This window comes from Methylobacterium tardum, assembly GCF_023546765.1.
GTDB classification, from domain to species: Bacteria; Pseudomonadota; Alphaproteobacteria; order Rhizobiales; family Beijerinckiaceae; genus Methylobacterium; species Methylobacterium tardum.
In genome coordinates this window covers 3,900,838-3,918,715 of the sequence record NZ_CP097484.1, presented here as the reverse complement: position 1 = coordinate 3,918,715, position 17,878 = coordinate 3,900,838, and the positions used below count along the sequence as shown (strand labels likewise).

21 protein-coding genes and 1 tRNA gene are annotated in these 17,878 nt (G+C 67.6%); 8 read left to right on the top strand and 14 right to left on the bottom strand.

The genetic code is table 11. The features are described from left to right. The first annotated feature begins 78 nt into the window (after positions 1–78). From M6G65_RS18720 to M6G65_RS18710, 3 genes are all read left to right on the top strand, one after another. On the top strand, positions 79–474 hold the full coding sequence (locus M6G65_RS18720) for a CsbD family protein (RefSeq protein ID WP_250102702.1): 396 nt from the start codon (positions 79–81) through the stop codon (positions 472–474). 157 nt (positions 475–631) lie between these two features. Next, on the top strand, positions 632–2,044 hold the full coding sequence (locus M6G65_RS18715) for a TAXI family TRAP transporter solute-binding subunit (protein ID WP_250102701.1): 1,413 nt from the start codon (positions 632–634) through the stop codon (positions 2,042–2,044). Positions 2,045–2,111: 67 nt separating this feature from the next. After that, positions 2,112–2,597, top strand: coding sequence for a YidB family protein (locus M6G65_RS18710; RefSeq protein WP_238199242.1), 486 nt, complete (start codon positions 2,112–2,114; stop codon positions 2,595–2,597). 103 nt (positions 2,598–2,700) lie between these two features. Here the strand turns inward: M6G65_RS18710 and M6G65_RS18705 are convergent, their stop codons facing one another. The 9 genes from M6G65_RS18705 to M6G65_RS18665 form a co-directional block, all read right to left on the bottom strand. Next, the gene (locus M6G65_RS18705) at positions 2,701–3,510 is read right to left on the bottom strand and encodes an ABC transporter substrate-binding protein (RefSeq protein WP_250104259.1); all 810 of its coding nucleotides are present in this window, start codon (positions 3,508–3,510) and stop codon (positions 2,701–2,703) included. Between the two features lie 226 nt (positions 3,511–3,736). Then, a complete protein-coding gene (locus M6G65_RS18700; RefSeq protein ID WP_250102700.1) occupies positions 3,737–5,002 on the bottom strand; it encodes an adenylate/guanylate cyclase domain-containing protein in 1,266 nt (421 codons plus the stop codon). Further along, positions 4,999–5,397: a response regulator gene (locus M6G65_RS18695; protein WP_250102699.1), complete on the bottom strand. Its 399-nt coding sequence runs from the start codon at positions 5,395–5,397 to the stop codon at positions 4,999–5,001. The genes M6G65_RS18700 and M6G65_RS18695 overlap by 4 nt, the downstream gene beginning before the upstream one ends. After that, positions 5,394–7,436, bottom strand: a complete 2,043-nt coding sequence (locus M6G65_RS18690; protein ID WP_250102698.1) for a sensor histidine kinase — start codon at positions 7,434–7,436, stop codon at positions 5,394–5,396. The genes M6G65_RS18695 and M6G65_RS18690 overlap by 4 nt, the downstream gene beginning before the upstream one ends. Beyond that, positions 7,433–8,380 carry an ABC transporter substrate-binding protein gene (locus M6G65_RS18685; RefSeq protein ID WP_250102697.1) on the bottom strand — a complete coding sequence of 316 codons (948 nt, stop codon included), beginning with the start codon at positions 8,378–8,380 and terminating at the stop codon, positions 7,433–7,435. The genes M6G65_RS18690 and M6G65_RS18685 overlap by 4 nt, the downstream gene beginning before the upstream one ends. Before the next feature lie 174 nt (positions 8,381–8,554). Continuing rightward, entirely contained in the window at positions 8,555–10,861 is a 2,307-nt protein-coding gene (locus M6G65_RS18680) for a TonB-dependent receptor family protein (protein WP_238199249.1), read from the bottom strand. 56 nt (positions 10,862–10,917) lie between these two features. Next, positions 10,918–12,294: a PepSY-associated TM helix domain-containing protein gene (locus tag M6G65_RS18675; protein ID WP_238199251.1), complete on the bottom strand. Its 1,377-nt coding sequence runs from the start codon at positions 12,292–12,294 to the stop codon at positions 10,918–10,920. 42 nt (positions 12,295–12,336) lie between these two features. Beyond that, entirely contained in the window at positions 12,337–12,702 is a 366-nt protein-coding gene (locus M6G65_RS18670) for a hypothetical protein (RefSeq protein WP_238199252.1), read from the bottom strand. A 201-nt stretch (positions 12,703–12,903) separates the two neighbouring features. Then, positions 12,904–12,977: transfer RNA gene (locus M6G65_RS18665), tRNA-Gln, on the bottom strand. A 525-nt stretch (positions 12,978–13,502) separates the two neighbouring features. Between M6G65_RS18665 and M6G65_RS18660 the strand changes: the two genes are divergently transcribed. After that, positions 13,503–13,643: a hypothetical protein gene (locus M6G65_RS18660; RefSeq protein WP_238199253.1), complete on the top strand. Its 141-nt coding sequence runs from the start codon at positions 13,503–13,505 to the stop codon at positions 13,641–13,643. A gap of 342 nt (positions 13,644–13,985) precedes the next feature. Here M6G65_RS18660 and M6G65_RS18655 read toward each other — a convergent pair whose 3' ends face one another. From M6G65_RS18655 to M6G65_RS18640, 4 genes are read right to left on the bottom strand one after another with little or no spacing between them, the layout of a single operon-like run. Continuing rightward, positions 13,986–14,168: a hypothetical protein gene (locus tag M6G65_RS18655; protein ID WP_238199254.1), complete on the bottom strand. Its 183-nt coding sequence runs from the start codon at positions 14,166–14,168 to the stop codon at positions 13,986–13,988. Next, positions 14,159–14,563: a hypothetical protein gene (locus M6G65_RS18650; protein WP_238199255.1), complete on the bottom strand. Its 405-nt coding sequence runs from the start codon at positions 14,561–14,563 to the stop codon at positions 14,159–14,161. The genes M6G65_RS18655 and M6G65_RS18650 overlap by 10 nt, the downstream gene beginning before the upstream one ends. Then, positions 14,560–14,778, bottom strand: a complete 219-nt coding sequence (locus tag M6G65_RS18645) for a hypothetical protein (protein ID WP_238199256.1) — start codon at positions 14,776–14,778, stop codon at positions 14,560–14,562. Before M6G65_RS18645 ends, M6G65_RS18650 begins: the two co-directional genes overlap by 4 nt. Beyond that, positions 14,775–15,149, bottom strand: a complete 375-nt coding sequence (locus M6G65_RS18640) for a hypothetical protein (protein WP_238199257.1) — start codon at positions 15,147–15,149, stop codon at positions 14,775–14,777. Before M6G65_RS18640 ends, M6G65_RS18645 begins: the two co-directional genes overlap by 4 nt. Before the next feature lie 166 nt (positions 15,150–15,315). Here M6G65_RS18640 and M6G65_RS18635 point away from each other — a divergent pair, with 166 nt between their 5' ends. From M6G65_RS18635 to M6G65_RS18620, 4 genes are all read left to right on the top strand, one after another. Beyond that, positions 15,316–15,582: a helix-turn-helix domain-containing protein gene (locus tag M6G65_RS18635; RefSeq protein WP_250102696.1), complete on the top strand. Its 267-nt coding sequence runs from the start codon at positions 15,316–15,318 to the stop codon at positions 15,580–15,582. Positions 15,583–15,705: 123 nt separating this feature from the next. Then, positions 15,706–16,200, top strand: coding sequence for a hypothetical protein (locus M6G65_RS18630; protein WP_250102695.1), 495 nt, complete (start codon positions 15,706–15,708; stop codon positions 16,198–16,200). A gap of 17 nt (positions 16,201–16,217) precedes the next feature. Further along, the gene (locus M6G65_RS18625) at positions 16,218–16,787 is read left to right on the top strand and encodes a S1 family peptidase (RefSeq protein ID WP_250102694.1); all 570 of its coding nucleotides are present in this window, start codon (positions 16,218–16,220) and stop codon (positions 16,785–16,787) included. A gap of 3 nt (positions 16,788–16,790) precedes the next feature. Next, positions 16,791–17,009 (top strand): hypothetical protein, encoded by a 219-nt coding sequence (locus M6G65_RS18620; RefSeq protein ID WP_238199261.1) that lies wholly within the window; start codon positions 16,791–16,793, stop codon positions 17,007–17,009. Positions 17,010–17,103: 94 nt separating this feature from the next. Here the strand turns inward: M6G65_RS18620 and M6G65_RS18615 are convergent, their stop codons facing one another. Further along, entirely contained in the window at positions 17,104–17,850 is a 747-nt protein-coding gene (locus M6G65_RS18615; protein WP_238199262.1) for a Crp/Fnr family transcriptional regulator, read from the bottom strand. Positions 17,851–17,878: the final 28 nt, after the last annotated feature.

Here is a 17,878-nt window from a genome sequence, read left to right as displayed (position 1 = left end):
GCCGGCAGGTCCGGCGTCATCCACGCCTGCGAGGCAGACGACTTATTTCGACACTCAGTCCAGAGACAGGAGTTCCGCATGAACCGCGACCAGATCCGTGGCGCGTCCCGTCACCTCAAGGGTCGCGCCCAGACGGCCATCGGCGGCATCACCGGTGATCCGGCCCGGCAGGTCCGCGGCGCCGTGAACCAAGTTGCCGGCGGCGCGCAGTACGCCTACGGGCGCGCTCGAGACCGGGCAGAGGATCTCGCCGAAGACGGGCGCCACCTTGCCGAGGTCGCGCGCACGCGGGCCGATCGCCTGATCGGCGACGGTCGCCAGCGGGCTCGGGAGACCGCGCGGGACCTCAGCCGTCGCGGCGAGATCTACGGCCGCCGCGCCATGGGCACGATCGGCCGGAACCGCACCAACACGCTTCTCGGGCTGGGCGCGCTGGCCTTCGCGGCCGGCTGGCTCGCTCGCCGCACCCGCTGATCAAGGAGTTCTGAACCATGCTGCGCAAAATCCTGACCGCGTTCATCGTGCCGAAGATCATCGCCTATCTCGGCCGTCGCTATGGTGGCCGCGCCGAGCGCCGCGGCGGACCCGGACGGACCTTCTAGCGACATCCCGGAGACGGCGTTTGCCGCGGATGAGAGGGCTCGCATCGATCCTCCTGCGCCGGGAATTCATCTTCCTGGCGCTGGCGGTCCTGCTGGGCGCGGCCGCGGTCGCAGCCTACTGGGCGTCGCGCGCCACGGTGCTGACCGTGGCGGTCGCGCCCCGCGACGGAACCGAGCCGGCCCTGATCCAGGCCTACGCGGATGCCTTGGCCAAGCAGCGCAAGGAAATCCGCCTCAGAACCCTGGCTTTCGACGATGTGCGTGACAGCGCCGAGGCTCTACGTGACGGCCGTGCCGACCTGGCGGTCGTCCGGCCGGACGTCGATCTGCCCGACAACGGCCTGACCCTCGCGATCCTGCGGGATCAGGCCATGATCATCGCGGCGCCGGAGGGCTCCGGGATCTCCCGGTTTCCCGATCTCGACCGCAAGCGCCTCGCCATCCTTGCCCACCGCGACGCCGACGAGGCGCTGATCCGCGCGCTGCTCGGCCATTATGGCCTGACGCTGATCACGAGCGAACCGCAGGGCGCCGTGCCGCCGCGCCATGTCGCCCTGGTGGAGATTGCCGAGGCGGACCTAGCCGATGCCATCGCCCACAAGCGCGCCGATGCGGTCATCTCGGTGATCGCGCCGACCGCGCCGACCGCGCAGCGCATCGCCGACATCGTTCAGAGGGCGAGCCGGACACAGAAGGTGTCGTTCGTCGATGTCGAGAACGCCGATGCGCTCGTCGCGCGCATGCCGCGACTTCAGGTCGTGACAATGCCGGCCGAGACCTTCGGCGGCAGCCCCAAGGTGCCGGCCGAGGACGTCCACACGGTCGGAGCTTCCTACCGCCTCATGGCCCGGTCGAGCCTCCCGCGCTCGGTGGCGGCGGACGTGACCCAGCACCTCTTCGAGCTGCGCAGCGGCATGGCGAATGTCACGCCAGCTGCCGATTACGTCCAGGCGCCCGCCTACGACAGCACGGTGGGCGCGACGAGCGCGCGTCTGCCGATCCATCCAGGGGCGGTCGATTATTTCGAGCGCGAGCAGCAGAGCTTCATCGAGCGCTACGAGACCTGGATCTACCTGATCGCGTTCCTGAGCGGCGGCATCGGCTCTGCCGCCGCCTGGGTCGGGCAACGCCTGTCTCGGTTGCGCCGCGAGCGCGTCGAGGAGGCGACCGATCGCCTACTCGAGATCCGGCGGGAGGCACAGGACACCTCCGACGCGGCGCGTCTCCAGGTTCTGGCGCGGGAGATCGGCGACCTCGCCGGCGAGATCGCCAAGCATGCTCTCGAGCGTCCGACCGAGGCCAGAACCCTGTCCGCCGCGTTGATCGCCATCGATGCGGCCCGCTCCACGATCAAGCGCGCGATCGCGACGGGCCGGACGGGGAACGCGACCGCAGCTCTGTCCGAGGACATGGCCGGGCCCACCTCCGCCGCGGCGGAGTGAACCAATTGCGGCGGCTGACCGCTGCATCATCCGGGCCGATGAGCCCGATCGAAGGAAGGACGATGCGATGAGCAAGGGATACCCATCCATGACCGCGCTGCTGGGTCTTCTGGCGGTGGCCGGCTTTCAGAACCGGGACAAGATTTCCGAATGGCTCGGCGGCCACGGCAAGGAGACCGGCCGCTCCTCGGTCCCGCCGGTTCCGGGCTCGACCGCCGGGTCCAGCTCGACGATCCCGGCGAACCTGGAGCGCGTGCTCGGCGGCGTCGGCTCCGCCGGTGTCGGCGGCCTGATCGCGAGTGGCCTGGGCGAGCTGATCGAGCACTTCACCAAGGGTGGTCACGCGGATACCGCACAATCCTGGATCAATCACGGGCCCAACCGCGACATCCCGGCCGCCGACCTCGAGCGCGCCATCGGCCCGGAGACCCTGGCGGCCCTGGAGCAGCAGACCGGCCTCAGCAAGAGCGAGGTGCTGGCCCGTCTCTCGCGGGACCTGCCCTCGGCGATTGACCGCTACTCGCCGGACGGGCGCCTGCCGGCGCTCGGCTGAGCCGCACCGCACCGGCCGTCGTGGTGACATGTGGCCGCGACGGCTCCGCCGCCGCGCCGCGTTCTCACGCCGGGGCGGCGCACGGCTTCGTCCGGAGACGCCGCTACTCGATCAGCTCGTCGGCCTTCGCCATCAGCGAGGGCGCGATCGTCAGGCCGAGGGCGGCGGCCGTCCGGAGGTTGATCACGGTAAGGAAGCGCTCGCTGGCCTGAACGGGCAGATCGCCGACGACGGCGCCGCGCAGGATCCGGTCGATGTAGCCGGCCGCCCGCTGCACGTCCTGCACGACGCTGGTCGTATAGGCCGCGAGACCGCCCATCCGCACCTGCGCCGCGTAGGCGTAGACTGCGGGGAGGCGATAGGCTGCCGCCAGATCGATGATCCGCTGACCGTAGACCCCGGTCACCGCGTCGGGCAGCGCGATCAGCCCACCCCCGGGCGCCCCGGCGAAGGGGGTGATCGCTTGCGCGATCTCCTCGGCATTGTGGATGCCGGCGATCCGCGCCTCGATGCCCAGCCCGGGGCCGACCCGCGCGAGTTCGGCCGTATAGGCCGCCAGGCGGGCCGGATAATCGGGATTGACCAGGGCGAGCGCGCGGGTGACGTCCGGTTTGAGTTCCTTAAGGAGCTGCAGCCACTTGCCCACCAGGGTGAAGTCAAAATTCGTGAAGCCCGTGAGATTCCCGCCGGGCCGCGACAGGCTGGTCACGAAGCCGGCTCCGATCGGATCCTGCAGCATCATGAACACGACCGGGACGGTCGCCGTCGCCCGCTGTAGCGCGGTCGCCCCGACGACGCCCTGCGCCAGGACGACATCGGGTTTCTGCGCGAGGATCTCGTTCGTCTGCCGGCGCAGCGTCTCGGCATCGCCGTTGCCATAGCGGAGATCGACCGCGAGGTTCTGGCCCCAGATCCATCCGGCCCGCTGCAGCGATTCCTTCAGCGTCTCGGACGATCACCGGACTGTCGGGATGGGTCTCGCCATAGACGAGGAGGATCCCCAGCCGGCGCTGCCCCCCGGACTGGGCCAGGCCGGATGCGGGCCAGGCCGCGGCAACGCCCAGGCCCAGGATCACGTCACGCCGTCTCATGCCGGCGCTCCGGCCGGCACCGGGTCGCGGGCGCGCCCCGCCGCGCCGTCAGCGGATCTCGATGCGGGTCCCATTCGATCCGTTGAGCAGGCGTTTCAGGTGGTAGGCGGCTACGCCGTCGTCGGGGCGCAGCCCGACCAGCGCCGCGAAAGCGGGGAGCGCCGCGGCTTCGCCGGCCTCCAGCTTGGCGAAGGCTTCCTGGTAGCGGGTCAACGAGGCCGCGTCGTAGACGGCTTCGGTGAGGGGTTCGAAGGCGCGCAGAGCCTCCTGCTTGCCGCGCAGGAGCAGGTCGCCGAGCGGCCGGCCGCGGAACTGGCCGGCGCGGATCACCACGCTCTCGCTCACGCAGATCCGCGTCCCGAACGCCTTGTTGGCGTTCTCCAGGCGGGCCGCCGTGTTGATGGTGTCGCCGTAGGCCGTGTAGTCGAAATAGCGGCCGCCACCGAAATTCCCCACGATGGCCGGCCCGGCATGCACGCCGATCCGCGTCACGCCGATCTCGATGCCGCGCTCCCGCCAGCGGGCCCGGAAGCCCTCCGCGGCTTCATCGAGGGCCAGCGCGCAGGCGACCGCGCGGGCCGCGTGGTCCGGCTGGTCTCCCGGCGCCCCGAACAGGACGTGGAGCGCGTCGCCGACGATCTTCGCCACGGTCCCCTCGTGGGCGAAGACGAGGTCGGTCAGCTCGGCGAAGTAGCCGTTCAGGATCTCGGCCAGCTGGGTCGGGTCGAGGCTCTCCACCAGGCTGGTGAAGCCCGCGATGTCCGTGAACAGCGACGCCACGTCCCGCCGGTGGCCGCCGAGTTCCAGACCCGACGCGTCCCCGGCGAGCTGCTCGGCGAGATTCGGCGAGAAGTAGCGCGCGAGCGACGCGTGCGCGCGCTCGGCGAGCGATTGCCGCCGCCGTCCCTCGCGCAAAGCCTCGACGTGCCGCAGCGTCCGCTCGATCGTTGTCTCCAGATCCGTGAAGTCGATCGGCTTCGTCAGGAAGTCGAAAGCGCCCCGGTTCATCGCGGTGCGGATATTCGCCATGTCCCCATAGGCGGAGACGATGATGGTTGTCGGCCGGTCGGCGAGTTCCTCCAGCTTGGCGAGCAGCGTCAGCCCGTCCATGCGCGGCATGTTGATGTCCGACACCACGAGGTCGATGTCGCGGTTTTCGGACAGGCTCTCCAGCGCCTCTTGCCCATCGTGTGCGAACAGGAACGTGACGACACCCTGGCGGATCTGACGGCGGAATTTCTGGGTGATCAGCGCCTCGAGATCCGGCTCGTCGCCGACCACCAGGATCTTGGCGCTGGGCAGGCCCGAACTCATTCCGTCTCCCCGATCGTGGCGAGCCTGCGGTCGACCTCCGCCTTCAGGAGGGCGAAGTCGATGGGCTTGGTGATCAGCCCGACCGCGCCGGCGGCCTCGACGGCCTCGCGCGTCGCGGCGTCGCCGTAGGCGGTGATCATGATCACCGGCACGTCGGGCCGCGCGGCCCGTACCAGCGGGAGGAGTTCCAGCCCGGTCATTCTCGGCATGTTGATGTCGGAGAACATCAGAATCAGGCTCGGGCCGTCCGAGGCGGTGATGCGGGACAGGGCCTCGGGTGCCGAATGCGCGAACGCCATCTCGAAGCGCCCGGCCCGGAGCTCGCGGCGGAACTGCTGGCGGAACAGGTCGGTCACGTCGGGTTCGTCATCGGCGACGAGGATCAGGACGTTCATGGCTGGCTCTTGGGCTCGGCCGCGAAGGCGGGTGTAGGTGCGGTCACGGGCTCGGCCACCTCCGTCCCCCGGCGGGGCAGCACGATCGTGAATTCGGTGAAGGCGCCGGGCTCCGTGGCGACGTCGACCGTGCCACCATGCTGCTTCACCACGATGTCGTGGCTCAGGGACAGGCCGAGCCCGGTGCCCTCGCCGGCCGGCTTGGTGGTGAAGAACGGGTCGAACATCTTGGCCTTGACGCTCTCGGGTATCCCGGTGCCGTTGTCGCGCACACGGATCTCGACGCTGTCGCCGCGATCCCGGGTGGCGACCGACAGAGTCGGCGCATAGCCGGGCACGGCGCCCTCGGCCTTCTTCTCGGTGGCGTAGAAGCCGTTCGACATCAGGTTCAACAGGACGCGCGTGATCTCCTGCGGATAGATGTCGGCAATACCGGCCGCCGGGTCGTAATCGCGGGCGAGGGTCACGTTGAAGCTGGGCTTGGCCGCGCGGGCGCCGTGATAGGCCAAGTTCAGGCTCTCCTCCACGAGGGCGTTGATCTCGACCGGGCGGTGCTCGCCGGAACCCGTGCGCGAGTGCAGCAGCATGTTCTTGACGATCGAGTCGGCGCGCCGGCCGTGCTGGACCACCTTATCGAGGTTGCCCTTCAGAAGTCCGGCGATCTCGTCGACCTCGTCCCGGATGTCCGGGTCGAGTGCTGCGGGCTTGAGCGCGTCCCGAAGCTCGTCCACCAGCTCTTTCGAGAGCGACGCGAAGTTGTTCACGAAGTTCAGCGGGTTCTTGATCTCGTGGGCGATCCCGGCGGTGAGCTGCCCTAGCGAAGCGAGCTTCTCGGATTGCACGAGGCGGCTCTGCGCCCTCTGCAGGTCGTCGAGAGACTGGTTCAGGTCGCGGGTCCGCTCCTCGACCTTGGCCTCCAGGGTCTCGTAGGATTCCTGGACGCGGCGCGCCATGGAATTGAACCGGTGGGCGAGGGTCTCGATCTCGTCGCCGGTGCGGATCACGATGCGCTCCGACAGGTCTCCGGCGCCGAAGCGCTCCGCACCGTCCTCGAGCTGACGGATCGGGATCACCATACGCCGGGCCAGGAAGGTCCCGGCCACACCCGCCATGAGGACGCCCAGCCCCATCAGCGACACGGTCTGGATGATCGATTCGGTGAGTGGTTCCATTGCCTCCCGCAGCGACAGCTGCACGAACACGATCCAGTCGACGCGCGGGACGACGGCGTGCGCAGCCAGCACGAGCCCGCCGCCGAGCCCGCTGGTGATCTCATAATCCTTCGCGCCTGCCTTTCCGGACAACGCTCCCGCGACCTCCGGCAGGCCGGACAGGTCGGTGTCGCGCAGGACGAGGCTGAGGTCCGGATGGGCGATCAGGCGTCCGGTCGCGGTGGTCACGAAGGCGTAGCCGCTCGTGCCATTGCGGATGGCGCTGACCACGTCCCAGATCAGCTTCAGGTTGACCTCCGCGACGGTCACGCCCGGGTCACGCCCGGCATGCGCGACCGAAACGGTCATGTACGGCTCGGATCCGCGCCGGAAATAGACCGGCCCGAACCAGGTCTTGTCCTTGAGCGCCTGGGTGAAGCGCGGCGCGGTGGAGAAATCCTTGCCGCTGGCGACGACGTCCGGCTCAAGGCGCGAGACCCGCAGCTGTTCCTTGCCGCTCGGATCGAGATAGGCGACCTCGGTGATGGCCGGGGCCTGCCGCAGCAGCCGGATGAAGTCGTAGCGCTGTTGCTCCAGGGGAACCCGGCGCCACTCCGCCCGGGTCGTCCAGCCGATCTGGCTCTCGATCTCGGAGAGGAAGGCTTCGACGCGTTCCGCGGCTCCGCGCGCCTTCTCGCGCTGCACTTCGATCGCCGTCCGCTTGGCATCCTCGAAGTTCAGGGACAGGTCGGCGACGCCGTTGATGAGCAGCACGAGGGTCACGAGCCCGACGAAGGCCACCGCGAACTTTCCGGAGAGCGGAAGGCGGAACCGCTTCGGCGAGCCATCAACATCGGGAGCCGCGTCGAGCGCGCGAAGGCTCGTCATTCGGCGATCTCGTCAGCCTGAGCGAGCAGCGCCGACGAGACCTCCAGACTCAGGCTGCGCGCGGTCTTCAGGTTCACCACGAGATCGAACTTCGTGGGGGCCTGGACCGGCAGGGTCGCGGGGTTGTCGCCGTGCAGGATTCGGTCGACATAGGCGGCCGCGCGCCGGACCGCCTCGGTGGTGTCGGGACCGTACGACATCAGTCCGCCCCGGTTCGCGAAACGCCGGATGGCGAACACGGTCGGGATCCGGTGATCCGCCGTCAGCGCGACGATGCGGTCGCCGTTGGCTTCGCTGAAGGTGCCGGGGGCCACGATGAGCCCCGCATCCCCCTGCCGTGCGAGGTCTGCGATGACCGGATCGATCTCCGCGGCTCTCTGGACCATCACGACGGCGGGTTCGATCCCGAGGGTGGCGGCCGCGCTTCTGAAGGGATCCGCGTAGAAGTTGCTGCCCCGTATCTCGCTGCTCGGATTGGCCAGGAGCGTAACGCGCCGAAGCGTCGGAACCGCCTCCTTCAGGGCGGCCAGCCATTTCCCGCCGAGCGACGACTCGTACAGGGTGAAGCCCGTGATGTTGCCCCCCGGACGCTGCAGGCTCGCAACGTAGCCGAAGCCGACCGGGTCGGACGCCCCAACGAACACGATCGGGATCTTGCGGGTCAGCGCGGACACGGCCGTGAGCTGGGCGCTCAGATACGTGAAGATGACCTGAGGTTCCTTCGCGACCAGATCGGCTGCGAGCAGGCGCGTGCGCTCGCGGTCGGCCCCACCCCACTGGTCCTCAACCCGCAAGGTCCCTTGGCCGTGGTCGCGCAGGGCCGTGTGGAATGCCGCCGAGAGAGCGAGACCTTCGGCATCGTCGGCCGCGAACGGCCAGAGGGCCGTCACGTGCGCCTGTTGCACCTGCGCGCGCGCGCCGACGGGCCACGCTGCCAGCGCCAAGGGCAATCCAGCGATAACGCTCCGCCGCCTCATCCGTACACCGCGCCAGCCCCACCAGCATCGGCCCGCGCCACACGGGCTCGGCCGCGCGGCCACGGGAGCCGCCCTGGCGATCCAGCGCGGACCTTAGTGCAAGCCCGGACCGCGCACCACGCGCAGGCCCAAGTGCGGTTATCAAAATGCCAGCCGCATGCCGCCCACGATGTTCCGGGGCGCACCTGCGAAAACTGATCCCGTGGTTGTCGCCAGAGTAGCCGCATTGTTCTGGAGACCGCTCGTCCCGCTGATCGTGTTGGCGAGATTCTGGGCCGAGGCCACATAGGTGGTGCCGAAGACGTTCCGGACCTCGAGATAGACGCTCAGCCGCTTCGCGTACCCGCCGGTCAGCTCGGTCGCGTAATGCACGTTGGCATTGACGACCGCATATCCGGGCGCCTTCAGCAAGTTGGCATTGTCGAGATAGAAGTCGCCCTGGACCACGGTCTCGACAAAGCCGCCCAAACCGGCGAGCGGGCCGCTCGGCACGTCGTAGCCGAGACGCGCGAGGAGCTGGTGGGCCGGAACGCCGGGGATCTGGTTGCCGGCCCGGTCGAAGCGGCGCGTCAGGCTGCCGGCGCTGAGCTGCTCCGTGTAGCGCGTGTAGATCTGGTCGTCGAAGGTATAGGCCAGAACCCCACGCCAGCCCGGCGCGAAGGCCCAGTCCGCCCCGACCTCCAGGCCCCGATGTTCGGAGGCCGGCGCGTTGAACGTGTAGGGGAGGAGGCCGGCCCCCGGTGATTGAGAGACCAGCTCGTTGCGGAAGAACTCGTAGAAGCCGGTCACGCTGAGCCGCAGGGTCTCGACCGGGCTCCACTCCGCGCCGAGATCGAAGCCCAGGTTCTGCTGCGTCTGGAGCTGCGTGTTGTTGCCGGGCAGCCCGGCCGGCGTGATGAACAGATTGCTTGCCGCCGGCGTGGTGTAGCCGGTGGCGACCCGGCCGCGCAGCGCCCAGGCTTTATCCGGCCGGTAGACCAGCGCCAGCTCCGGGGCCACGTTGAGGAAGGTCCGATCGACGGCCGCGAAGGTCCGGGTCGTACCGCTCGACGCGTAGCTGTAGGCGAGATTGCGGCCCGTGATCGCGGTGCTCTCGGCGCTGAGGCCGACGATCCCGGTCCACTGGTCCGACAGGGCGAGTTCGAGCCGAGCCCGGCCGCCGAGATTGGACTGCACGGCGCCCTGATCGCCGATCAGCGCCCCGAGGCGGGGGCCGCCATAGGGCGCGCGGTTGAAGGCGGTGATGTGATTGTCGATCGTGTTGTAGGCGAGGGCCACGTAGCCCGTGGCCGGCAGTCCGAAGAGGTCGCCGCGCCGTGTCACATCCGTGAGGAAGTTCCAGGACGGATACGAGCCGCGCGAGGAGGTCGTGTAGAACGGCTGGTTGAAGTTGCGCTCGTCGAAGCCGAGCTGCGTGCGCCAGGTGGTGAAGGCGTCGAGATCGTGCTCCCAGCGCGCCGCCACGATAGTCCGGCGGTCGTTGCGCCCGAAGCCGCCCTCGTCGGCGGTGACCGGGACGGTGGCGCCGAAGGCGCCGTTGCTGAACAGGTTGAAGGTGGTGCAGCCCGGCGCCGCGCTCGCTAGCGCGGCGCAGCCCCGCTGGTAGGGGTTGACCCGGTACTGCGCCAGCGACGCGCGTGCCGGAAGATTGGTGTCGAGGGTGTTGTTGATCACCTTCAGGGTGAAGCGGTTGTCCGGCGTCGGGGTGTAGCTCGCCAGAAGGTTGATGGTCTGCGTGTCGTAGCTCGCGTGGTCCTGATAGCCGTTGGCCCGCACGTCGCTGGCGAACAGGCTGATCTCGAACGGCCCGCTGACGCCGCCGACGGTGAAGTAATTGCTGAGGTAGCCGAAGCTGCCGGCATCGACGCCGATCTCGTAGCCGTCGATCTCCCGTCCGGTGCGGGTCCGGAACGCGATCGCGCCCCCGGTCGCGTAGTTGCCGAAGAGCGGCGATTGCGGTCCGCGGAACACGTCGATGCGGCTGTAGGCGCGGGGATCCGTCAGGTCGAACCGGGCCGCGCCGTCCGGCTGCGTGAGAATGAAGCCGTCCTCCAGCACGACGGTGTTCTTGATCACCCCGGTCGAGCGGGCATTGTTGCCCCGGATCGAGATGATCACGTCTCGGCCGCCATTGCCCTGCCGCACGGTGACGCCCGGGCTGTTCGCCAGCACCGCGCCGATGCTGGTCGCCGGGCGGTCCGCGATGGTGTTGGTCCGACCGATGCTGGTGACGATCTCGCCGGCTGGATGCTCGATCACCGAGGGCGCCGAGCCCGGAGGCGCGGCCACGCCGAAGGGAACGGCCGCGTCCCGGCCCTTGGCCGGCGATGCCTCACCCTCGACGGACAGTTCGTCCAGTCTGATCGAGGTCTGCGCCAGGGCCGCCGGGGTGCCGGCGAGCAGCAGCGCGAGGGGGCCGCCCCACAGGGCAGCGTGTCGGGTGGACATGATCTGGTCTCGTCTGATCGATGGCGCGGCTCTGTCGCCGCGGAAGGGCGTCGCGATCAGGCGCGGGGCCGCTTGCGGACCCGCTGCGCGGCGAGGTCGAGCCCGAGCATGGCGAGGATTGCCAGGCCGGTGAGCGGGAATAGGGCTCCGAGAACGGCGACCAGGGCGGTCACCGTTAGGGCGACGCGCCGGTCCCGCGGCCAGGGCGGCACGCCGAGGCCGCCGGCGGGGCGGCGCTTCCACCACATCGTCCCGGCGGTCACGGCGAGCAGGATCGTGGCGAGGCAGAAGGCCAGCATGGCGAGCTGGTTCGCGCGGCCCCAGTGCTCGCCCTTGTGGATGCCGATCCCGTACTGGATGGCCCGGCCGACCGGGCCCAGATCGGCGAAATGGACGTCGAGCAGCGGTGCGCCGGTATACTGATCGAGCGCGATCACCCGCTGGCGGGTGACGTCGTGCGGGTAGACCGATGCCGCGTAGACCCCATCCGCTCCGACCGGAAGCGCCAATTCGTAGCCGCGGGGCATGCCGAGCCGGACGAGGATCGCGGCGGCTTCATCGATCCCGATGGTGCCCGCCGCGGGCGCGGCTCCCGAGCGCGGCACCGGCGCGTCCTGCAGCGTCCAGCCGGGCTCCGACAGGCGCTCGCGCAGCGGCACCGTCGAGACCGGCCGATTCGACCAGAGCGCGGCGGGTTGGCCGAGCCCGGCGGCGTTCGACCACGTGCGCAGCTGCTGGCCCCACCAGATTGACCACGGCAGTCCGGTGAGCGCCAGGAACAGCAGGCCCGCGCCGGCCACGAGGCCGGTCACCGCGTGGAGGTCGCGCCACCACACGCGGTGTCGCGGCGTGCCGCGTACGCTGACCACGCCGCCCCGACCGCGCGGCCACCACAGGTAGGCCCCGGTCACCACCAGGATGACGGCGAAGCCCGCAACCACCTCGATCACGGCGTTCGCGTACGCTCCGAGATAGGCGAGGCTGTGCAGCCCGCGCACTACATTCATGAACTCCGCATCGCGCGCGACGCGGTCGAGCACGTCGCCGGTATAGGGATCCAGGTAGACCAGGATCCGGCGCACGCCCGAGGCCAGCGTCACCACCGCGCTGCTATCGGGCGTCGCGGGGTCGCTGTAGGAGAGGGGCGCCGCGTCCGGCACGGCCTGCACGGCGTTGAAGATCAGCCGGTCCGGCCCGAGAGCGGGCACGGCCTGCGGGACGACCTGGGTGCGGTAGGCGAACAGGCTGCCGTTGATCTCGTCCTTGAACAGGTAGAGCGCGCCGGTCGCCGACAGGCTGATCAGGAACGGCAGGCACAGCAGGCCGGCATAGAAGTGCCAGCGCCAGACCGCCCGATAGACGGCGTCGCGCGAGATTCGCAAGGCGGCGCGCGCCCCGTATGCGGGGGCGCTGCCGTGCAGAAGGATCGACATGGAAAAGGCTATCCGAGCTTGAGCGATCAGCGAACGGGATCGTCAAGCTTCGGGGGGACCTCGTGCGGTGCCGTCGCACTGCGGTGGTCCGGTTTTCGGAAGCTCGGCTTCGGGACGCCAGGCGAGGCGGACCATCGGTGCGGAGGGCCATGCCGACGCGGCCGGTTCGAGGCTCGGCAACGCCAAGGCCCAAGCCTGGACCACGGTGCAGCAGGGATGGATGTGTTTGTTGACCGTCCCGCCGCCCGAAGCGTCGGCCGGGTGTTCGGCGCAGAGCACCGCACCGGTCCCCAGGATGGCTTCGGTGGGCGTGGCGTAACCGAGGAACGCCTGAAGCAGCAGCGCGTAGAGCGCGAGCAATCCTATGGCCGCGCGGCTCCGTACAGTCTGGTGCAGGCGCCAGCGCATGGCTTGATCTAGGCGGCGTCGGCGAGGTGCGTCAACGAGAGGATGGGGTGTTTCCTGCGCGAAATGGAAAGACCCAACCTCGGCCGGCGGCCCGAGCGCAGATTTGAGCGCGCTTGATCCCTGTAGGGATGCCGAACGAGATCTGGTGAGTTTGGGACAAGAAAAAACCCGCCGGATCGCTGATCGGGCGGGCTGATGTGGTGGCTGGGGGACCTGGATTCGAACCAGGACTAGAGGAGTCAGAGTCCACCGTTCTACCGTTAAACTATCCCCCAATCGGCTTTAGGCCCGGCCCGTCTGGCACGCGGACGGCTGGGCGCCGCCCGTGCTGCATTCAGCGGCTTCAGGCGTGGGCGGTGAGATAGGCGGAATGTTGCGGGAGGTCAACCGCTTGTTCTCCGGTTGACGCACCCTCCGCCGGGGCCGTAACCGTGCAGTCGCGGAAGCCGCCGGGAAGGGTGGCCGAGTGGTTTAAGGCAGCGGTCTTGAAATTCGCTCTCGGCCATCTCGCTTAGTCCCATCCTGTGTCATAACGCGCTGATCTGTCGGGTATTTTAGACCCGTGGCGCCGTTTCCATCTTGTTCCATCCCGGCCCGTGCTACCGAATTGGGTAGCAAAAGCGGTAGCAAACGGACGCGGTCTGTTCCCGTCTGCCAGCCACTACGAACGAGACGCGTGCGCCGCCGACCGAGGCTGTCTCAGCGGATTTGCCTGTCGAAAACTCCTAGCGACCGGCAACTTCCAGGTCCGACAATCGTAGCTTGCGCACCGCCGGCTAGACCGGTGCAGAGCGGCGACGATGGCCTCAATCAAGATCCGCGCGATTGACGACGGTACCTTCGTGGTCTGCCGGAACGGTGAGGTCATGGCCTCTGGACTGACCCGCGACCAAGCTGAGCGCTGCGCGACGGTTCTCGGCTGGCTCGCGCAAGGCGCCTAAGCTTAACGCCTGCACCGGATGCGCGAGCGGCGTTCGTAAGGGCATCAAATGAAGACGACCGTCTGCCGCAGCTCTCCATAGGGATGACGCATCGACCTCGGTTGATCTCCACGCCCGCAGCCTGGTGAGCCCCTCAAGCTGCTAGCGCGGGCGTGGATGCCAAGTTTTAGGGTCAAGGTGCGTCATTCGGCGGAGCCAAGATCCTCACATATGTTGGACTTGTAGCGGGCGCATAGCATAACCTGAGTTGGTCGGCTCAAGCCGATCTCCACGCCCGTCCCTCGTGTGCCCCTCAAACTCACCCGGGCGGGCGTGGATGCAGACGCCAACTGGGCGCCTGCATCACCGCATCGCTGCCAGCGGCCGCAGGTCCGCCCGATCTGCCAGAGCTTCGGCCAGCCGCACCCGCTCTCGCGACCGCTCGAAGGCCTCATCGCCATCACGGTAGAGGCGTTCCGACCGGGCGAGGTCGAAGCGGGCGAGCCGGAGCATCCGGACGGCGAGGAAGGCGTAGATCAGGCGCATAGCTTGATCACCTCCCGCAGGACCATCAGCACCATCTTCGTCCCGTCATCCGGCTCCGAGTTGTCCTCCGGGTTCCGGAAGGGGAACGCGTGCGCCTCGAAGTCAGTCAGGCAAAGGCGAGCCTTAGCCTTCAGGTCGGCGAGAGTTGCAGACGGCTCAGCCAGTGCGCGTTCGAACACCTCGTCATAGAGGTCCATCTCGGCATCCAGCTTATCGTCGTCCCAGTTCTCCGCGCGGCATCGCGGACTGATGCTGTGCCAGTGATCGGAAGCCCACTCACAGGCATGGGCGAGGTCGGATTGTCCCGGCGCCGGGACAATCGCCTCTGCCGGCACGGATGCCAGCGGGGCGGCGAGGATGGCGCCGAGAGCAGCGCGGCGGGTGGCGGCACTCATCGCCGACCTGCCACGATGTCGAACGCCTCACTCCACTGCTCATTGAGTCGCTTGCCGATATCCCTGATCGGTTCGGCAATGGCATGGATGGCGCTCGGGTCGATCATGTGAGGAGTGGAGCCAAGCAGGCCTAAGACCTCGGCCCAGCGCGCGACGCTGGCAACGTCGTCTTCCATGCGAGAGACGACCTCGAAGGCAGGGTTGCGTTCCTTCATGACCGCACCCTCCGGTAGTTGGTGCCGTCGAAGGCGACGAGGCCGACGACGCCCTCGTCCTCCTCGGCGCCCATGTCCTCCTCAGGATCGTGTGGCTCGTCCTGGATGTCGCCACCGTGCTCGTTCTCGTCCTCAAGGTCCGTGTCGCCGTCGAGAGCATCTAATAAGGCGATGTCCGCCTCGATCCGGTCGGCGATCCGGCGGCGCAGTTCGCGGAGCCGCTGCCGATCCAGATCTGGATCCGCGGACCGCATGGCCGCGAGAGCGATGGTGACGGGGCCCGGCTGCCGGCCGAGCCCCTGGTCTAATAAGGGCTGCGGGCTGCGGGGCCTGGATAATAAGGGCTTCAGGGCGAGAGAGAGCGTTGCCATAACCGGTGTTCTCCGGGGCTGAAGGCTTCAGGAATGTGCGTGGGACTGCGCTTTCGCGCAGGCGTCAGGCCTCGGCCGCGTTGCTCTCGCCAGCCGTGTCTGATAGAATATATATCGTTCGGCCGATGCAGGCTGTCAATAGAAATTCTATCGAAGAGGCGACCGCGTGCTCTCTGTCCGGCAGGTGAAGGCAGCTCGCGCGCTTCTGGCGTGGTCGCAGGCGGACCTCGCGAAGGCTTCCGGGGTGTCGTACCCGACCCTGGCGCGGCTAGAGGCGACAGACGGCCCAATCGGCGGCCGCGCCGATACTGGTGCCAAGCTGCAAGCCGCTCTCGAAGGCGCTGGCGTCATCTTCATCGGCGAGAACGGCGAGGGGCCGGGGGTACGGCTGCGGAAACAGGCAGGCAGCTCTGAGGTTTCCAGCGGCCAATAGTCCCCGCTGTTTGTGACTACCTGCAGTTGATTGCGTGCGGCGTCCTACCCTAAGGAAGCTTGTCAGCTTCGCTGTTGGCGGCGCCCAGAACGACGCTCGCCGCTACCCCAAAGAGAATAAATCATGGCAGACGCCGCAGATATCGGCCTGGCCTTCTATGAGTGGGCGAAGTCCAACGGGTTTTTGGTTAACGACGACTTCGACTCCCCGGGCAGCAGAAGGCCCCTATCTGCTCTCTTTCCTCCGAAGCCTGAAACAGATCTACCAGACGGCTCCGATCAGCTTCTAAGTCGCCTCATGGTGACCGCAGTCTTTCATGACGAGTCGTCCAATTCTGTGACGATCTGCACCAAGGGTGCAATCCCGGCCACGCGATCTAAGGGGCTGCCCCACCTTATTGAAGGGGTCACGGTGCACTGGATCGGCTCAGCTCAATTGCAGAGCAACCCTCCCCGGCTCCCCCTCAGCCGCCGACCACTAAGCGGTCTTATCGGCACAACGGCCGAATTGCTTGCGGTAGCTCGATCCACCCAGCTTCGATCCACGGGGCGGGCAGTCTCGGCTGCTTGGTTCAAGATCGCGCAGGCGGCCTCTTCGGTCTGTCAAACAACCACGTGACAGGTGGGTGCAACCACATGGAAGACGGGATGCCAATCCTGTCGCCAGCTCCGTTCGACGCCTCGCCTGACCGCACTCACCCAGTTCCTGAGACACTGGGGCGGCACAGCCGATCCATTCCGATCCTGAGCGGAGACCCTCGCATCATCCCGGCACAGTTGCATGATGCCGCCATCTTCGAGGTCGTTAATCCAGATCGGGTCACATCGATGCAGGGGGATGGCACGTACGACACGCCGGCCCAAATTATGGTGCCGACTGCCGGCGTACGCGTTATGAAAGTGGGACGCACCACGGGACTGACGCGTGGGACGGTGCGCGGGGTGCAATCTGCTCCGGTACCAATTCCTTACAATGCTGACCGGTTTAAGGCTTTGGTGTATATTGGAGGTGGATTGGCCATCGTAGGAGATGGAGGGCAGCAGTTCTCCCAGCCCGGGGACAGTGGATCGCTGGTGGTGACTGAGGATGGGCAGTTTGCAGTCGGTCTGATCGCGGCCGGCTCTTCAAGTTTTTCTATCTGCTTGCCGCTGGAACCGACGCTTAACGAACTCGGAGTAAGCCTAGTATCAAGCCATGGGGTGTGAGCCATGCCAGACTTCAACAATCCTGGTGCTAAATTGCTCCAATACCTTGGGCTGCAGCCGTGGCAGGCTATGGCTGTGCAAGACCGCGCAGAAAATCCCAGCCTGATCCGAGTCTATGTATTGGATCCTAATTTGGATCTGGCTCCCCTGGCCGCGATACACCATTGGCAGAACGCCGATGTGATCTTCGAGCGGTCTTCGCCTATCGCTCTCCACGCCTGAGCGCTCGCCGAGATGCGCTACGCCCTCGCCGCCCTCGCTCTCGTCGTCGCTGCCGAGAGGCGGGGGGTGTCCGGTCTCACCAGTGCGTGAGCCGCTATGAATGGGCGCTGGCGTTTGGCAGATGTAGATAGTGCGGGTTGAACTCCGCTAGGGCGCGCAAGGCTGGCCGGTCCTGGATCTCCAACCTGCGGTTCCGCAGGCGGACCAAGTTCTCAGTGCGCAGGTCCCGCATCACCCGGTTCACGTGAACGCTGGTCAGCCCGAGCACGTCCGCGATGTCGGTCTGCCGCAACGGCATCGGGATGGTGTCTCCATCGTTGAGGCCGGCCGCCGCCAGCCGGGCGTACAACTCGCAGAATAGGTGCGCGAGCCGCCCTTGCGCATCCCGGCGGCCGAGGCCCGTGATCCAAGCGCGATGGGTGGCGGCAGTGATCAGCGTCTCGCGCCAGAGCACGGCCGCCACGGTAGGAAAGGCTGCTACCAGCGCCCGTAATTCCGTGTGCGGGAGGAAGGCGACGGTAGCTCCGGTCAACGCCACCATGCCGAAATCAGGGGCGGGCAGGTGAAGGCCCTGGAGGTCGGGCATGTCGCCGGGGACGTGTATCGAGACGACCTGGCGCCTGCCGTCTTTGAGCGATTGCTGACAGTAGGTCCAGCCGTCGAGGATGAAGCAGCAATACAGGGATGGATCGCTCTCGCGGAGGATAACGCCGCTAGGTCCGATGGACTTGACCGTGACGGGCAAGCCCCGGATGGCCTGCTTGTCAGCATCGGATAGGCCCGTGATGCCATCAAGCTTCCGGATCAGCCGATCAAGGGCGGCGTTCTGGGGAGCGGACATGGCACCTCGCCGTGGCAGGCGGAAGCGT

Excerpts from the sequence above, each read along its gene's own strand:
- M6G65_RS18675 (WP_238199251.1), bottom strand. The coding sequence starts at position 12,294 with ATGTCGATCCTTCTGCACGGCAGCGCCCCCGCATACGGGGCGCGCGCC.
- M6G65_RS18645 (WP_238199256.1), bottom strand. The coding sequence starts at position 14,778 with ATGAAGGAACGCAACCCTGCCTTCGAGGTCGTCTCTCGCATGGAAGAC.
- M6G65_RS18700 (WP_250102700.1), bottom strand. The coding sequence starts at position 5,002 with ATGAGTTCGGGCCTGCCCAGCGCCAAGATCCTGGTGGTCGGCGACGAG.
- M6G65_RS18660 (WP_238199253.1), top strand. The coding sequence starts at position 13,503 with ATGGCCTCAATCAAGATCCGCGCGATTGACGACGGTACCTTCGTGGTC.
- M6G65_RS18695 (WP_250102699.1), bottom strand. The coding sequence starts at position 5,397 with ATGAACGTCCTGATCCTCGTCGCCGATGACGAACCCGACGTGACCGAC.
- M6G65_RS18715 (WP_250102701.1), top strand. The coding sequence starts at position 632 with ATGAGAGGGCTCGCATCGATCCTCCTGCGCCGGGAATTCATCTTCCTG.
- M6G65_RS18630 (WP_250102695.1), top strand. The coding sequence starts at position 15,706 with ATGGCAGACGCCGCAGATATCGGCCTGGCCTTCTATGAGTGGGCGAAG.
- M6G65_RS18710 (WP_238199242.1), top strand. The coding sequence starts at position 2,112 with ATGAGCAAGGGATACCCATCCATGACCGCGCTGCTGGGTCTTCTGGCG.
- M6G65_RS18690 (WP_250102698.1), bottom strand. The coding sequence starts at position 7,436 with ATGACGAGCCTTCGCGCGCTCGACGCGGCTCCCGATGTTGATGGCTCG.
- M6G65_RS18640 (WP_238199257.1), bottom strand. The coding sequence starts at position 15,149 with ATGGCAACGCTCTCTCTCGCCCTGAAGCCCTTATTATCCAGGCCCCGC.
- M6G65_RS18615 (WP_238199262.1), bottom strand. The coding sequence starts at position 17,850 with ATGTCCGCTCCCCAGAACGCCGCCCTTGATCGGCTGATCCGGAAGCTT.
- M6G65_RS18670 (WP_238199252.1), bottom strand. The coding sequence starts at position 12,702 with ATGCGCTGGCGCCTGCACCAGACTGTACGGAGCCGCGCGGCCATAGGA.
- M6G65_RS18625 (WP_250102694.1), top strand. The coding sequence starts at position 16,218 with ATGGAAGACGGGATGCCAATCCTGTCGCCAGCTCCGTTCGACGCCTCG.
- M6G65_RS18720 (WP_250102702.1), top strand. The coding sequence starts at position 79 with ATGAACCGCGACCAGATCCGTGGCGCGTCCCGTCACCTCAAGGGTCGC.
- M6G65_RS18620 (WP_238199261.1), top strand. The coding sequence starts at position 16,791 with ATGCCAGACTTCAACAATCCTGGTGCTAAATTGCTCCAATACCTTGGG.
- M6G65_RS18655 (WP_238199254.1), bottom strand. The coding sequence starts at position 14,168 with ATGCGCCTGATCTACGCCTTCCTCGCCGTCCGGATGCTCCGGCTCGCC.
- M6G65_RS18680 (WP_238199249.1), bottom strand. The coding sequence starts at position 10,861 with ATGTCCACCCGACACGCTGCCCTGTGGGGCGGCCCCCTCGCGCTGCTG.
- M6G65_RS18650 (WP_238199255.1), bottom strand. The coding sequence starts at position 14,563 with ATGAGTGCCGCCACCCGCCGCGCTGCTCTCGGCGCCATCCTCGCCGCC.